Raw genomic sequence first — 14,715 nt, 5'->3', positions numbered from 1 at the left:
GGCGCGAGTGCCGCGCGTCCGGGACCTGGTGCGCGAGCGGGCGGCGACCCACTTCGCCGCGCACCCGTCTCCTTCGGTCGACGCGGCGGCCTACCGCGCCTTCGCCGCCGCCATGGCCGAGGGCGAGCGACGTACGTGCTACGACGAGCGGCTGCACCCCGCCGGCTCGGTGGCGTTCATCGGCTACCGGCCCGAGTACGAGGCGTACGGCGACGCCGCCTGCGTGGCCGCCGCCGAACGGCACTTCGCGGTGTCGAGCCGGCTCGCGCTGGACGTGCTGGGCGCCGGGACGGAGATGGGCCGGCGCGCGGCGATCGGACTGGCCGCGCTGACCGTCGCGGCCGCCGTGTGCGAGCCGGACCTGCTCGCCGCCGCCCACCGCCTGGCCACGGCCGCCCGCGAGGCGCGGGGGGCCGGGAGCGGTTCGGCGAGTGAGGAAGATTGGCGGCGCCGTAAGAACGCCCTGCTCGCCCAGACGCGCAAGTTGTGGGACGCGTCTGAGTCCGGCGGCGGCCTGCTGGCCACGTGGGCGTCGTCGCTGCGCGTGCTGCGTGACGACCTCGACACCCTGCACGCCGCCGGCCGGTGCGCGCCGCTCGACTCGGGCTCGCCGCACGCGTTCCTCGCCCTGGCCGCGCCGCCGGAGCGGCGCACGGTGTCCCTGATCCTGATGCGCTGCGTCCACCTGTTCCACAACCGGCTGGGTCTGCGCGCCGGGATCGAGCAGCACATGTCGTTCCTGGCGGCCCGCGCCGTCGCCGGCCTCGCCGACTCCCGGAGGTGGTCCCCCTGACCGGCTCGCCCGTATCCGACACTCCCACCTGGCATTGCGTGCACGTCTACTACCACGCGCCGGACAAGGACGGCCTGCTGCTGGACGCCGTACGGCCGCTGCTCGACGGACTGGGCGGCCAGGTGGAGGCGGCGTACGTACTGCGCCACTGGCGGCAGGGCCCGCACCTGCGGATCAACGTCAAGGCGGCGCCGGCTGTCTGGGAGCAGGTCGTGCGCCCGCGTGTGGACGAGGTGGTCGGCGCCTACCTGCGCGAGCACCCCTCGACGGCCGCGCTCGACCCGGCCGCGAGCCTGGCCAGGCACCGCCTGCTCGCAGTGCGGGAGCAGGAGCGCGGGCCGCTCACGCCGTGGCCGCCGGACAACTCCATCCACGACGCGCCGTACGACTCGCGCCGGCACGTGCTCGGCAGCGACGAGGCGGTGGACCTGCTCACCGCGTTCTACGCCGATGCCACCCCGCTGCTGTTCGGCATGCTGGAGCACGTGCGCGCGGGCCGCGACAGCAAGGTCGGGCTGGCGCTGAGCCTCATGCTGACCGTCGCGCACACCTCGCAGCGCATCAACCACAGCTACCTGTCGTACCGGATGCACGCGGAGGGATTCATCACGTGGGCGGCCGACCCGGAGGGCGTCCGCGCGTCTTTCGAGGAGAGCTTCCGGGAACGGCGCGCGGCGATGACGGAGCGCGTGCGGGACGTCGTCGCCGCCCTGGACGACCCCGCCGCCCCGCCCGTACCGTTCGTACGGGAGTGGGCGGTGCTGCTGGAGCAGTACCGGCGGCGGGCCGGAGCGCTGTTGGACGACGGCCGGCTGGTCCAGCCGATGACCGAGCCGGGCGAGGCGTTCCGGGTGCGGCCCGGCGACCCGCCCGCGCCGCACCGCGAGCCGAACGAGCTGCAACGCCTGGTCTTCGAGAACCCCGCCTACCATGAGGCGATCTTCACCGACCCGGCCTTCCTGCGCTATCGGGTGCTGCTCAACTACACGTACCTGCACCTGACCCGGCTCGGGCTCACCCCGCTCGACCGGTTCAGGACCTGCCACCTGCTGGCCGACGCGGTGGAGGACGTCTACGGCCTGTCGGGGCTGGACACACTGCGCCGGTTCGCCGGCCGCCCCTCAGTCGCCGGGTGACACGGGTCCCGCCGCACCACGGCGTCGTGCCCGCCCTGACAAGCGTGTGAGGACCGGCGGTGTCGGGCGTGATGGTCACGGTGGGCGTGTCCGGAGCGTCTCACCGGAGTCGAGGCGGTCGCCGTACGCGACGACGTCCTGCGCGCCGTTGGGTGAGAAGGTGAACTCGCCGGGCACGCCGGCGCATCACCCCGCAGACGGCGCCGGCCGGGGTATGTCGCCGTCAGCTCGAACGTGCTGGGCCGGAGCCCAGAAGCGCTCGTAGTTGCCGGTGGTCGACAGTGAGCGTGGCTCGGCGCGGTCGAGGTACAGGACGCCGTTGAGGTGGTCGGTCTCGTGCTGGGCGATCCGCGCCGGCCAGCCGGACAACTCCACGTCGTACGCGCGCCCGCCCCCATCGGAGGCCGACAGCCGGACCCGGGCGTGGCGCGGGACGACGGCGGTCAGTCCCTCGACGCTCAGGCATCCCTCGTAGAACGCGTGGTACCGGGACCCCAGGGGAGTGACGACGGGGTTGACGAGTTCCAGCGGCGGCTGGGGCACGCGCTCCCGCTCCGCGGCGATCTCCGGCGGCACATCGGCGGGGTCCTCGATGACGGCCAGCGCCAGCGGGATGCCGATCTGCGGCGCGGCCAGCCCCACCCCGACGCCCGGCAAGTGCCGGAACATTCCGTCGAGCAGCTCGCGCAGCAGGCCGTCGGGGAGCTGGCCGTCGTACGGCTCGGCCGGGCGGCGCAGCACGGGGTCGCCGACCTGGGTGATGGACCAGGGCCGGGGCGCCGCCAGCAGGGCGTGCACCCGCTCGGCCAGTTCCTCGCCGCCGCTCACCGCGGGCCTCCCGCCGCGCTCGAGCGCGGGCCGTCGCCGACGGCGTACCGGTGTTCCATGCGCAAGGGGTCCTTTCGGGCAGCAGTCGCTCAACAGACGATAGAGCACGCGCGTGCCGGATCACGGCGCCGCCACCGGCACCCGCACGTCCTGGAACGGAGCGAGGCCGGTCGCGGACCTGCTCACGCGGCCAGGTGCTCCCTGGTCGTGACAGGCGCCATCCACATCTCACATCGTGAGACATTCCTTGACTTCCACATTACCTACTTGAAATATAGGTAATGTGCCAAATGTAATCCTGGCCGCCCGCCGCGTGATCGACTTCATGTACGTGGACAGCAGCCTCTGTTAGTGCGCGGTGATTCCTCTCGCGCATCGCCGCGCTGGAGATGTCTCCGGTCGCCCCAGATCAAGGGCACCTCATCGTGTCCGGTGGCCGCACGCCGCCGGTTTCGCTTGTCGCTTCATCCCACTGTTAGGGGCTCGTCATCGTCATGTGGAAATCTCGTCGGCGCGTGCATGTCGCGGTCCTGGCCTTGGCCGTCTCGCTCTTCGGCCTGACCGCCGCCTGCGGCACTTCGTCCGCTGCTGGTGGCGGATCCTCGTCCTCCGCTGGGGCGGGAGCGGTGCTCAAGTTGCAGGATCCGGGCAACGCCGGGCCTCTCGCCTACGCCAAACGTGAAGGCATCCTGGAGAAACGGCTCGAGGCTGTCGGCGCGTCTGTCGAGTGGGGCGGCTCCTACGCCTCCTTCACTGCGACCATCGACGCGGTGCGCTCGGGATCGGTGAACGTCCTCGCGGGCGCCATCTCGCCAGCCGTCGGCTACCTGGCGAACAGTCCGGACATCAAGATCTTCTCGGTCACCGACCCGATCACCGATCCGGCCGCGCCGCAGACCGATGGGCTGGTAGTACGGCCCGACAGCCCGATCAAGTCCGTGAAGGACCTGGTCGGCAAGCAGGTCGCGGTGAACAAGGGCGGCAAGGGCGAGTATCTGCTGCTGGTCGCCCTGGAGAAGGCCGGGGTTCCGGTCGACCAGGTCAAGCGCGTCTACCTCAACCCCGACCAGGGGGCCGCGGCCTTTGCGACGGGCAAGGTGGACGCCTGGTGGGCGATCGTCAAGGCCTACCCCGAGGCAGTGGCCAAGGGCGCCCGGGTGATCGTGCATGGACGCGATCTGGACGACAAGGACCTGAGCATTCTCGCCGCGCGCAGCGAACTGCTCGAACAGCACCCCGAGGCGGTCCGCGTCTATCTCCAGGTCCTGCAGGAGTTGACCGAGGAGGCCAAGAAGACGCCGGAGAAGTTCGAGAACGTGTTCCTCGATCAGGGACCGACAGCTGTGAGCGGCGCGCGACTGGCGCAGAACATCGCCACGGCCAGGTACGCGAACATCCCTCGCTACGCCACCAAGGACGACGGCGCCAACCTCCAGCAGGTGGCCGACCTGTTCCGTAAGTACGGCGTGGTGTCCGCGGCCGCCGACCCGGCGAACGTTCTCTTCGACCTGAAGGCGGCAGCGGGATCACCGTCGCCGGCTTCGGCCGGGTGACGGCCATGACCATGGAGAAGGTGCACAAGTCAGTTGTGACAGAAGGACGGCGGGGCCTTGGAAGTCCGCCCGATGCCGGCGCCTCCGCTCTGGAGACCCCCAGGTATCTCGGTAGCAGGCGTCGCGCTCCGGTGCTGTCGGCGGGCGTGCGTATCAGCGTGCCGCTGCTGCTGCTCATCGCCTGGTGGTACGGGTCGAGCAGCGGACGCATCCCACCGGACGTGCTGGCCGCCCCGTCCTCCGTCGTCGGCGCCTTGCGCGAGCTGATCGCGACCGGCCAGCTCACCGACTACCTGCTCGCCTCCGCGCATCGGGCCGGGCTGGGCGTGCTCGTCGGCGGCGGGATCGGCCTGCTGCTCGGTGCCGCCGCCGGAATCTCGGCACTGGGCGAGGAACTGGTCGATCCGACCATGCAGATGATGCGGGCTGTTCCGTTTCTCGCTCTCGTCCCGCTGTTCATCTCCTGGTTCGGGGTCAACGAGACTTTCAAGATCGTCCTGGTCGCGGTGTCGGCGGCCATCCCGATGTACACCTACACCTACCTCGGCGTCAGGAACGTAGACCGCAAGGTCGTCGAGGCGGCGCGTGGCTTCGGCCTGCGCGGTCATCGGCTGGCGCTCGGTGTCATCATTCCGAGCGCGCTGCCCAACATCCTGATGGCGCTGCGCATCTGCCTGTCGGTCTCACTCACCGGACTGATCGCGGCCGAGCAGATCGGAGCGACCGAGGGCATCGGCTACCTGGTCACGCTGGCCCAGCAGTACTTCAGGCCCGATTACATGGTGCTCTGCATCCTCATCTACGCCGGCCTCGGACTGATCTTCGACGGTGCGATCCGGCTGGCGGAGCGTCTGGCCATGCCCTGGCGCCGGCACGTGGTCGCCCGATGAGTGGGAGGTCGCGATGACCGAGCCGACGATCGGCAAGCAGCACGCCGACGACGACCTGGCCGTACAGATCAGCGGGCTGCACAAGGCCTTCGGCGCGAAGAGCGTGCTGTCCGGGGTCGACCTGGAGATCCGCAAGGGCGAGTTCTTCGCCCTCCTCGGCCCGAGCGGCACCGGGAAGACCACCCTCCTCCGCATCCTGGCGGGCCTGGAAGTCCCAGACGCCGGCACCGTGTTGGCGGCCCGCCGCCGTACGACGGTCTACCAGGAACCCCGGCTCATCCCGGCCAGAAAGGTGCTCGCCAACGTCACCCTCGGACTTCCGGCCGCCGCCCGGGACCCGGGGCGCCGGGCTCTGGCCGAGGTCGGGCTGGACGGGTACGGCGGGGCCTGGCCGGCGACCCTCTCCGGCGGAGAGGCGCAGCGGGTGGCCCTCGCCAGAGCCCTGGTCCGCGATCCGGAGGTGCTCCTGCTCGACGAGCCGTTCGCCGCGCTGGACGCGCTGACCCGGCTCCAGATGCAGGAGTTGGTCGCGGAGCTCTGCGCCCGGCACCGTCCGGCGGTCGTCCTCGTCACGCACGACGTGGATGAGGCCGTACGGCTGGCGGACCGGGTCGCAGTGTTGCGGGACGGGACGCTGGCCGTCGACCAGACGATCGGCCTGCCCCACCCCCGGGACCGCAACAGCCCTTCGTTCGTCGACTACCGCCGGCTGTTCCTGAGCCACCTGGGCGTCGTCCCGGCCTCTCACTAGCCCCCGGACGTCGTTCCCGGATTCACCTCGCATCGCTTCGACGTAGACGTAGGAGTCTCATGTCATCCATAGACAAGATCTGGTACACCCGCTGCCCTGTCCCCACTGCCAGCGGCCTCGCACACAACCAGGGCTGGCTGGCGGAGGAGTTCCAGGTGGCCGGACTGGACGTCGGCATCCTTCAGGACGCGGGACCGGAGCTGGCCAAGCACCATTTCGATCACCAGCTTCTGGGGCTGTTCAGGGAGGGCGGCAACGTGCCCGCGCTGGCGGCCCGGTCGGCGGGCGCCCCGACCCGGCTGATCGGACTGACCTGGATCGAGGAGTGGCAGTCCATCCTGGTCCGGGCCGGCTCCGGCATCCTCGGCGCCGCGGACTTGGCCGGTGCGCGGGTCGCGCTACCCGCGTGGGCCGAGACCCGGGCCAAGAGTTTCCCCCGCGCAATGGCCCTGCACGGGATCAAGGGCGCACTGTCGCAGGGCGGGCTGACCCTCGACGACGTCACGTTCGTGGAGGTGACTGCGCAGTCCAGCCCGTCGGTCGGCCGGGACGCGGGCGTCCGGGCGTTCTCCTGGCCGGGCATCGCCGAGTTGGCCCGCGGCGAGGTGGACGCCGTGTACGCCAAGGGGGCCCGAGCCGCGGAGCAGGCCAAGGAGATCGGGGCCGTCGTCGCCGCCGACCTGGATGCGCACCCCGACCGCCGTACCAGAGTGAACAACGGCACCCCCAGGCCGATCACCGTGCACGAACGGCTCCTGGACGAGCACCCCGATCTGGTCATCGGGTTCCTGACCCAGACGCTGCGCGCGGCCGACTGGGCGCGGGACAACCTCGACCGGGTACGCGAGATCCTCGCCGGCGAGACGCGGTCCGGGGCGGACGCCGTGGCCACCGCCTACCGGGGCGACTTCCACCACTCGCTCCACCCTGACCTGTCGCGGGAGCGGCTGGACCTGCTGCGCATCCAGAAAGACTTCCTGCTGGTACACGGCTTCCTCGACGCTGACGTGGACCTCGACGCGTGGGTTGCCCGCGAACCACTCGCATTGGCCCGCGAGCGTCTCGACACCTCGGCGGCGCAGAGCGGTCAGCAGGGCCCGGTACAGAGCGACTCCTCAACCGCTGCGCCGGTCCGGCCCGCTGGGGCGGTGGCGTGATGGCGGCGTACCCGGACTTCCTGGTCACGGTGCCGACCCAGGGCGACGGGCGTGACCCACTGCGGCGGGACCGAGGGGAGTGGCAGCCCGGCGCACGCCGCCCCCTACCCCCGTTCGTCACCGATCTGCGGCCCGGCGCCCTCGGCCCGTTCGACCACCTCGCCCAGATCGGCCGGGCCGCGGAGACAGCGGCGATCGGCGGAGCGTTGGTGCCGTTCGATCCCGCCGGTGAGGAGTCCTTGGTGGTCGCCGCCGGCCTGCTCAGACAGAGTCGTCACCTGCGTGTCGTGGCCGGGTTCCACCCCGGGATCGCCACACCCGTCTACGCGGCCAAGTTCTCCGCCTCCCTCCAGCGGTTCACCGACAACCGGCTCGGCTGGCAGCTCGACGTCGATCTCGACCCGGCCGTCGCACGATCGCAGGGGGACTTCCTTCGGGGCGCGGACCGATACGCGCGGGCCGAGGAGTTCCTCACCGTGGCCAAGGGCGTGTGGCACGAGGAGGGCTACACGTACGAGGGTCGCTTCTACCAGGTGCTCGCGGGTGGCTTCCAGTCACCGAACTCGGGCCTGCCGTTCCCTCGCCTCTACCTGACCGGCACCTCGCCGGAGGCGCTGGCACTCTCGGCACGCCACGCCGACGTGCACCTGTTCACCGCGGACCAGGACGTCGAGACCGGCATCGGCGAACTGGCCGCACAGTCGGCGCAGGAAGGGCGTCCCGTCGAGTACGGCCTGCGGCTTCCCGTCCTGGCACGGGATGACGACGACGAGGCGTGGGCGGAGGCCCGCCGGTTGTGGGACCTCGCCGGCGGCGTGGGGGAGGGCTTGCCCGACCCGGACCCGCGTACCCGCCTGTGGGGAGGGTTCGGCCAGATCGCCGATTCCGGCCCGTTCGGCCTGGTCGGCTCGTACGAAACCGTCGCAGCCGGACTCCGCGGCTACCTCGACCAGGGTGTCACCACCTTCGTCCTGGAATCGCGGCCGCACATCGAGGAAACCTACCGGCTGGGCGAGCGGCTGCTGCCGCTGTTCGCTAAGGAGATCGAGCATGCCCATTGACATCTACTGGCGGATCGGCACCCACGGTGACCAGCAGTCGCTGCGGCGCCGGGTGTCCAGCCGAGGGGAGTGGGCGCCGGTAGTGCCGGGCAGCCTCACTCCCGGGGTGCGAAACGGCCGCCGCGACGGGTACTCCTACGTCGAGCACATGGCCGATGTCGCCAGGGCCTCGGAAAGCTCCGGGTTCGTCGGCGGCCTGCTGCCGTCGTTCCCCTTCACCGACGATCCGTGGGCCGCGGCCGCGGCCCTGGCCCGCGAGACCACCACCTACCGTTTCATGATCGCCTACCAGCCGGGCTTCCTCCATCCGGTGCAGGCGGCTCGGATGTCGGCGAGCCTGCAGCGGGCGACCGGCGGGCGGGTCGTCTACAACATCATCTCGGGCGGTGGCGGTCCCGCCCAGCTGTGGTGGGGCGACCGGGTCGACCACGATGACCGGTACGCCCGTACCTCGGAGTTCCTCGACGTGCTCAAGGGCGTATGGAGCGGTGGCCCGTTCGATTACCAGGGCCGCTTCTACCAGGTCGAGGGGGCGGGGCTGCCCGAGCCGCTCGCGCGGCAGCCCTTCCCGGAGATCTACTTCTCCGGCTCGTCCAAGGCCGCGATCGAGGCGGCGGGCCGGCACGCTGATTACTACCTGTCGTGGCTCGAGCCCTTCCCCGCGTTGGCGGCCAAGTTCGCCCAGGTTCGCGAGCACAGCACCGCGATCGGGCGGGCTCCGAAGTTCGCCGTACGCATCGACGTGCTCGCCCGCGAGACCGAGCAGGCGGCATGGGACGAGATCCGGCGCGGCTGGGTACACGTCGACCCGGCGGCGCTGCGCAGCGCGGACGGCGACTCCGTCGGGTGGCTGCGCAGCCAGTCGTTCGTCTCCTGGCCGGTACGCGACTACCGGGAACTGGAGGTGTCGCCCAACGTCTGGGGTGGCTTCCACCTGCTCCGCGGCGGTCCCGCGTTCGGACTCGTCGGCAGTTACCAGCAGGTCGCCGAGCGGCTCGACGAGCTGATCGGCATCGGCGTCGACGCCTTCATCCTCGCCGGGGTGCCACATCTCGAAGAGGCGTACCGCGTCGGCGAAGAGGTGCTTCCGCTGCTCCGCGGTCACGACATCCGCCAGAACTCCTCGCAGTCCCCGGTACCGGTAACGAAAGGATCCATCTGATGAGCGTTCGCGTCGGTTACTTCCCCAACAACAACTCGCTCTGGGTGCTGCGGCACCGGGGCATTCTGGAGCGTTCCCTGCCCGAGGTGGAGTGGGTGGACCTGCGCAGCCTCCCGCAGGGTGACCGTCCCGCCCCGACCGAGGGGCTCCCCTCCGTGCACGGTGACCGTCTTTTCGACGGCGGTTACGACTTCATCGGCACCGGCTCCACACCTCCGGTCACCGCGCAGGGCAAGGGGCACGACATCGTGTACGTTGCGATCTCCGGCTCGCGTCATGAGAACGGCCGGCTGGTCGTGCACGAAGACTCCCCGATCAACTCGCCGGCGGATCTCAAGGGCAAGCGGGTCGCGCTCGGGCATGGCTCCTGGCAGACCACGCTCCTGCTGTTCGCCCTCGACCGGGCAGGGCTGACGTGGAAGGACATCGAGCCGGTCGACGCGTACGGGGACGCCGCCCAGCTGTTCCTGGACCGCGCAGTGGACGCATGGGTCGGTTCATACCCGGCCCTCACCCGCGTCGAGCAGGAAGCCACCACCCGGGACCTCGTCGCCACGGACGGACTGTTCAGCCACCGCTCGCTCTGGTTCACCCGCCGTGACTTCGCCGAGCGGCACCCCGAAGAGCTCGCCGCCATTGTCGCCGCCCTCCAGGAGTCCGACGCCTGGATCCAGCAGAACTACCGGGCCGCGGCGGAGTTGTTCGCCGCGGACGACGGCGGGGATGTCGACGCCTGGGAACATGCCCTGCGCCACCGTCCGTTCGGGCTGCACCCCGTCAGCGAGGACTTCGTCGCCGAGCAGCAGCGCGCCGCAGATCTCTTCCACGCCAGCGGCCTGATCGACCGGAAGATCACCGTAGCCGAGGCCGTTCTCCCCGAGATCGCCCGACTGGTGGAAGCGGCTCGGGTTCCGTAACGCACGGGTGGCGTACCAGGCCCCCGGTCTCAACGAACCTGTCATCGTGCGCCAAAGCTTCCGACCTTTTCCGTCCTTTCTGTCCGAATTGGGGTATCCGACCTTAAGACCGCGGCCCGGCATGGGAGCGGTCGTCGATAGGGGAGGAACAATGCGAGCTGAGGGACAGCTGAGTCCTGAGATGCAGCGATGCATCGACGCATGCATGGAGAGTCACAGCTCCTGCGAGCAGACCATGAGCTACTGCCTGAAGCAGGGTGGCCGCCATGTCGACATGGCGATGATGGGCGCGCTCATGGACTGTTCCGACATCACCCGCCTGTGCGCGGACATGATGATGCGCCAGTCCCCGATGGCGATGGAGATGGCCCGGATGTGTGCCCAGGTGGCCACCAAGTGCGCCGAGGCGTGCATGGCCATGAGCGAGGACTCGACGATGAAGCGCTGTGCCGAGAAGTGCAAGGCCTGTGCCGACGCGTGCAAGGCCATGGCGGCCATGCCGGCCTGAGAGGCCTGCCCAACCGAGTCCCGGCCGGTGCCTTTTCCGATCATCGCGAAAGGCATCGGCTGGGACCCTGTACCGCGTCAAAGCGCCGTCGCGACGGCTCTGAGCGGTGGTTTGACTTGCCTGGCAGGAAAGTGATGTGTTAACTTTCCTGCCAGGCAAGTCAAACTGCGGAGGAATCAGAATGAGCCACGCCGAGGACGCCCAAGCCAGCCTCACGGAGATCGCCAAGCGCCGTAACCAGGTCATCGACGGCGCATCCCGCGGCCGACACCGCGGCTGGGACGCCACTGGCATGCTCGCGATGATCGCCGGCTTCGCGGCACTGGATCTTCCCGTGCCCTCAGCCCTGAAGCTGAGCCTCCTTGGCGTCGCCCTGGTCGCCGCCCTGGCCTGCTTCACCCGCGCCGGCCGCCGCAGCAAAGCGGTCATGCACCAATCCCAGCTGACCGGCCGATTCTGGGCCGTCCTCGGCGGCGTCGCGCTCGCCGCCGGTGCCCTCGCCTTCGCTGGGATGTGGCTGGTCGAGCGGATAGACATCCCGCTCCGCTACACCTTCATGGGCGCGATACTCGCCGCCCTCATCGCGGCCGCCGGACCACTGTACCGGGCGTTGCTGCACCGGGCGACGGCGTGACCACGCCACCCGGCTTCGATGAGCTGATCCATCCGCCGACCCGACTGGGCCTGATGGCGCTCCTCGCGGCAACCGAGTGGGCCGAGTTCAGCTTCCTCAAGGAGAGCCTCGAACTCACCGACTCCGCGCTCTCCAAACAGGTCTCGACCCTCACCGAGGCCGGGTACGCGGAGGTCCGCAAGGAAGGCGCCGGCCGCCGGCGCCGCACCTTGGTCATGCTGACCCCGCAAGGCCGGACAGCCTTCGACGGCCACGTCGAGGCCCTGCGACAACTGGTCAGCCGGGCACCGTCGGCTTCCACAGCCAGCGTCCATCCGCGCTAGACGCCCCCGCGGCGGGCCTGTCATGGGGCCGCGGTCATAGTTGCGTGCCTGCAGGCTGGGCCTCCGCCCGCGCGATGCGCGCTTTCACGTCGCGGAAGTGCAGCCGCATCGCCTCCCGGGCGGCCTCGGCGTCCCGGGCGCGAAGCGCCGCCACGATCCGGCGGTGGTTGACGGCGATCTCCGCGGTCCGTTCCTCCGGCGGGCCGAGCGTCGGCTCGACCTCGTGGTAGACGTCCCAGAACAGGCCGATCAGCTGCAGCACCAGTTCGTTGCCGCACGACTCGTACAGCAGCGCGTGGAACGCCCGATCGGCTTCCCGGTCCCGATCCATGCCATTGGCCAGGGCGTCCAACGCGGCGAGCCGGGGGGCGCTGGTGCTCTGGGCCACCTGGCCGATCAGCCCGGTCTCGAGCAGCTCGCGGACCTCGACCAGATCGTTCAGCGCGCGGATCCCGCCCGGCCCCGAACGCACCCGGAAGGCAAACGACGGGGTCAGTGCGTCGAGCGACGCGTGCCCGACGAACGTCCCATGACCGTGCCGGATCTCGACGATGCCCAACGCCCGCAGGGCCCGCACGGCCTCGCGGACGCTGTTGCGGCTCGCCCCGAGCAGCTCCATCAATTGCACTTCGGTCGGCATCGGTGACCCGGGGGCCAGTCCGCGCTCGTGGATCAGGGCGACGATGCGCTCTTGAAGCGACGCGCCGTCACGTGTAGGCATGCCACCTCCAGGCTCGTCGAAGACCTTGCGTCAAACATCCCACCTCCCGGTCCCGGAAGGCCAGCCGGGGCAGGAAAGTTTACGCCGACGACATAGATGGCCCATCGGACGAACATGGCTTGTTCGCACGCTTGTTTATGGACATAGGATGTCCTATGTGTACCTATCGGATAGCGGGGCGTCGTGGAGACATTGACGCCGGGGGCGCTTGGCGGCACCTGGGGTACGGTCCTGCTGCCCATCCGGGACGACGAGTCGATCGACTGGGCACGCCTTGAGGCGGCGCTGGACGTGCTCGTCGCCGTGGGGCTCGACGGCCTGTACGCGCACGGCACCGCGGGCGAGTTCCACGCGCTCGGCGAGGACGAGTACGACCGCGTCAACGCGCTGCTGGCCGAGCAGTGCGAACGGCACGGGCTGCCGTTCCAGATCGGCGCCAGTCACATGAGCGCGCAGACCTGCCTGGCCCGGGTGGCCCGCGCGCGGGCGCTCCGTCCCGGTGCGATCCAGGTGACGCTGCCGGACTGGTTGCCGCTGTCGCGCCGCGAGGTGGTGCGCTTCCTGGCCCGCGTCGCGGCCGCCGCCGACCCGGTGCCGCTCGTGCTGTACAACCCGCCGCACGCCAAGACGCAGGTGCCGGCCGACCTGTATCCGGTGATCCGCCGCGAGGTTCCCGCGGTCATCGGGATCAAGGTGGCCGGCGGTGACGCGCGGTGGTACGCGGAGATGGAGCGCCACGCGGCCGGCCTCGCCGTCTTCGTCGCCGGCCACGACCTGGCGACCGGACGGCGGCACGGTGCAGCCGGCTCCTACTCGAATATCGCCGCCCTCAACCCGGCCGGCGCCATGGCATGGCAGCGGATGATGGTCGCTCAACCCGATGCCGCGCTCGATGTGGAGCAACGGATCCGCGAGTTCTTCGCCGCGCATGTCCAGCCGCTCCAGCGCAGCGGGTACGCCAACGCCGCGCTGGACAAATTCCTGGCCCACCTCGGCGATTGGGCCGACATCGGCACTCGGGTCAGGTGGCCGTACGACTCGGTCGACGCCTCGCTCGCCGTACGGCTCAGGCCACTGGCCCGGGCACAACTGCCCGAGCTCTTCCCGGGGGAGTAGCGGGCACCCACGGGACGTAGGACGTCCTTCGCTGCCCGGTAATCCATGACCGGCAATCAGATACCGTCAAAGCGCGGCGATGACGCCCACCGGGACCCGCGAGCGCCATCGCCAAGCGATTCGTGTCCCCTTAGCTGACGTGATCGAACGGCAACCGCAGCCCAAGCCGACCGCCGATCGGGAGGTTCCTCTGTCGGATCAGGTCCAGCTCGGCGTCGGTGAGGGCGCGCCGGTAGACGCGTACCTCGTCCAGCGTCCCGCGGAAGCGGTCCACACCGTCCAGCCGCTGTCCGATGTGGATTCCCTGGAGCCCGAACTCCTTGCCGAGGGTCAGCGAACCGGCCGGCGCCGCCGCCGACGAGACCTGTACACCGTCTACCAGGAGCCGGAGCTCGCCGCCTACCCGCTGGAGCACCACGAAGTGCCACTGCCCGTCGTTGTACGCGCTCGGCGACTGTACGGTCACGTTGAACCGGTCGACGGTGAGGACCGCCCGGATGCGGTTGCTGGCCGGTTCGGCCCGCAGCCACAGCGCCGGCGGGTTGGTGCCCCGGTTCACCCGGTGGAACCAGAGGATCGTGTGCGCGCCGGCCTGCTCCGAGTACCGGATCCAGGAGGTCAGCGTGAAGTCCTTCGCGCCGAGGTCGATGGATTCGTTGAACGCCACCTCCACCCGGTCGTCCACCCGGTCCAGGGCCAGCCCGTTGCCGAACCGCCCGTCGGTGGTCTGCGCACCACCGCGGACATACGCCGCGTTGCGGTACGGCGACTCGTCCGGCGTCGTCGGGCCGGGCGCCGGGGGTCCGGGGATGCCAGGCGGGGTGCCGTTCGGCGTCTCCAGGTAGGCCTCGTTGAACCGCGCGAACCGGATCTGCTCGTACGGCGTGATGTTGCCGGCCTCGTACATCAGGGCCGCCTCGTCGCCGTCCAGACGCACCATGTCCGAGTACGCCGACGGCCCCCAGTAGAAGACCTTGCCCTCGTCCCAGGTCTCGAAGCGGCGCCCCTCGTCGTAGGACGACCTGATCCCCATCGCTTCCCGGGCACCCGGGTGCATCGGCGAGGAGAAGAGGATGCGCTCTTCGCTGAACCGCAGCAGCGACGCCTGAACGTCGGTCGTCGCCAGCGCCGGCATGGTGCGGAACGGCGCGTCCCACGTCTCGCC

Annotated in this window: 16 protein-coding genes; 13 read left to right on the top strand and 3 right to left on the bottom strand. The window is 70.2% G+C overall.

Annotated features, from left to right (window positions below):
- Both AB0J09_RS35850 and AB0J09_RS35845 read left to right on the top strand, forming a co-directional pair.
- A partial coding sequence (locus AB0J09_RS35850) for a lantibiotic dehydratase C-terminal domain-containing protein (protein WP_360700833.1) occupies window positions 1-793 on the top strand: 793 nt, incomplete at its 5' end.
- Entirely contained in the window at window positions 781-1,929 is a 1,149-nt protein-coding gene (locus tag AB0J09_RS35845) for a thiopeptide maturation pyridine synthase (RefSeq protein WP_360700830.1), read from the top strand. The genes AB0J09_RS35850 and AB0J09_RS35845, both read left to right, overlap by 13 nt.
- Window positions 1,930-2,115: 186 nt before the next feature.
- On the opposite strand, the gene AB0J09_RS35840 is transcribed toward AB0J09_RS35845, so the two are convergent.
- Window positions 2,116-2,757: a peptide deformylase gene (locus AB0J09_RS35840; protein WP_360700827.1), complete on the bottom strand. Its 642-nt coding sequence runs from the start codon at window positions 2,755-2,757 to the stop codon at window positions 2,116-2,118.
- 515 nt (window positions 2,758-3,272) lie between these two features.
- Between AB0J09_RS35840 and AB0J09_RS35835 the strand changes: the two genes are divergently transcribed.
- From AB0J09_RS35835 to AB0J09_RS35790, 10 genes are all read left to right on the top strand, one after another.
- Entirely contained in the window at window positions 3,273-4,310 is a 1,038-nt protein-coding gene (locus AB0J09_RS35835; protein WP_360700824.1) for an NrtA/SsuA/CpmA family ABC transporter substrate-binding protein, read from the top strand.
- Window positions 4,311-4,456: 146 nt separating this feature from the next.
- Entirely contained in the window at window positions 4,457-5,200 is a 744-nt protein-coding gene (locus AB0J09_RS35830) for an ABC transporter permease (RefSeq protein ID WP_360700821.1), read from the top strand.
- A gap of 13 nt (window positions 5,201-5,213) precedes the next feature.
- Window positions 5,214-5,951: an ABC transporter ATP-binding protein gene (locus AB0J09_RS35825; RefSeq protein WP_360700818.1), complete on the top strand. Its 738-nt coding sequence runs from the start codon at window positions 5,214-5,216 to the stop codon at window positions 5,949-5,951.
- Window positions 5,952-6,010: 59 nt separating this feature from the next.
- A complete protein-coding gene (locus AB0J09_RS35820; protein WP_360700815.1) occupies window positions 6,011-7,108 on the top strand; it encodes an ABC transporter substrate-binding protein in 1,098 nt (365 codons plus the stop codon).
- Window positions 7,108-8,169: an LLM class flavin-dependent oxidoreductase gene (locus AB0J09_RS35815; protein WP_360700812.1), complete on the top strand. Its 1,062-nt coding sequence runs from the start codon at window positions 7,108-7,110 to the stop codon at window positions 8,167-8,169. The genes AB0J09_RS35820 and AB0J09_RS35815 overlap by 1 nt, the downstream gene beginning before the upstream one ends.
- Complete coding sequence (locus AB0J09_RS35810; RefSeq protein WP_360700809.1) at window positions 8,159-9,331, top strand: LLM class flavin-dependent oxidoreductase; 1,173 nt, start codon at window positions 8,159-8,161, stop codon at window positions 9,329-9,331. Before AB0J09_RS35815 ends, AB0J09_RS35810 begins: the two co-directional genes overlap by 11 nt.
- Window positions 9,331-10,248 (top strand): ABC transporter substrate-binding protein, encoded by a 918-nt coding sequence (locus tag AB0J09_RS35805; RefSeq protein WP_360700806.1) that lies wholly within the window; start codon window positions 9,331-9,333, stop codon window positions 10,246-10,248. Before AB0J09_RS35810 ends, AB0J09_RS35805 begins: the two co-directional genes overlap by 1 nt.
- A gap of 205 nt (window positions 10,249-10,453) precedes the next feature.
- Window positions 10,454-10,756 carry a four-helix bundle copper-binding protein gene (locus tag AB0J09_RS35800; RefSeq protein ID WP_360700803.1) on the top strand — a complete coding sequence of 101 codons (303 nt, stop codon included), beginning with the start codon at window positions 10,454-10,456 and terminating at the stop codon, window positions 10,754-10,756.
- A gap of 181 nt (window positions 10,757-10,937) precedes the next feature.
- Window positions 10,938-11,390 (top strand): hypothetical protein, encoded by a 453-nt coding sequence (locus AB0J09_RS35795; RefSeq protein WP_360700800.1) that lies wholly within the window; start codon window positions 10,938-10,940, stop codon window positions 11,388-11,390.
- Window positions 11,387-11,713, top strand: a complete 327-nt coding sequence (locus AB0J09_RS35790; protein WP_360700797.1) for a transcriptional regulator — start codon at window positions 11,387-11,389, stop codon at window positions 11,711-11,713. The genes AB0J09_RS35795 and AB0J09_RS35790 overlap by 4 nt, the downstream gene beginning before the upstream one ends.
- A 34-nt stretch (window positions 11,714-11,747) precedes the next feature.
- Here AB0J09_RS35790 and AB0J09_RS35785 read toward each other — a convergent pair whose 3' ends face one another.
- Complete coding sequence (locus tag AB0J09_RS35785; protein WP_360700795.1) at window positions 11,748-12,434, bottom strand: FCD domain-containing protein; 687 nt, start codon at window positions 12,432-12,434, stop codon at window positions 11,748-11,750.
- A gap of 183 nt (window positions 12,435-12,617) precedes the next feature.
- On the opposite strand from AB0J09_RS35785, the gene AB0J09_RS35780 reads away from it, so the two are divergent.
- The gene (locus tag AB0J09_RS35780; protein ID WP_360700792.1) at window positions 12,618-13,550 is read left to right on the top strand and encodes a dihydrodipicolinate synthase family protein; all 933 of its coding nucleotides are present in this window, start codon (window positions 12,618-12,620) and stop codon (window positions 13,548-13,550) included.
- Between the two features lie 130 nt (window positions 13,551-13,680).
- Here the strand turns inward: AB0J09_RS35780 and AB0J09_RS35775 are convergent.
- On the bottom strand, window positions 13,681-14,715 hold a 1,035-nt coding region (locus AB0J09_RS35775; protein ID WP_360700789.1), incomplete at its 5' end, for a sialidase family protein.

The sequence above is a fragment of the Nonomuraea sp. NPDC049784 genome (genome assembly GCF_040659615.1).
Taxonomy (GTDB): Bacteria; Actinomycetota; Actinomycetes; order Streptosporangiales; family Streptosporangiaceae; genus Nonomuraea.
The sequence above is the reverse complement of the archived record's forward strand: the minus strand, read 5'-3'. Positions and strand labels throughout refer to the sequence as shown.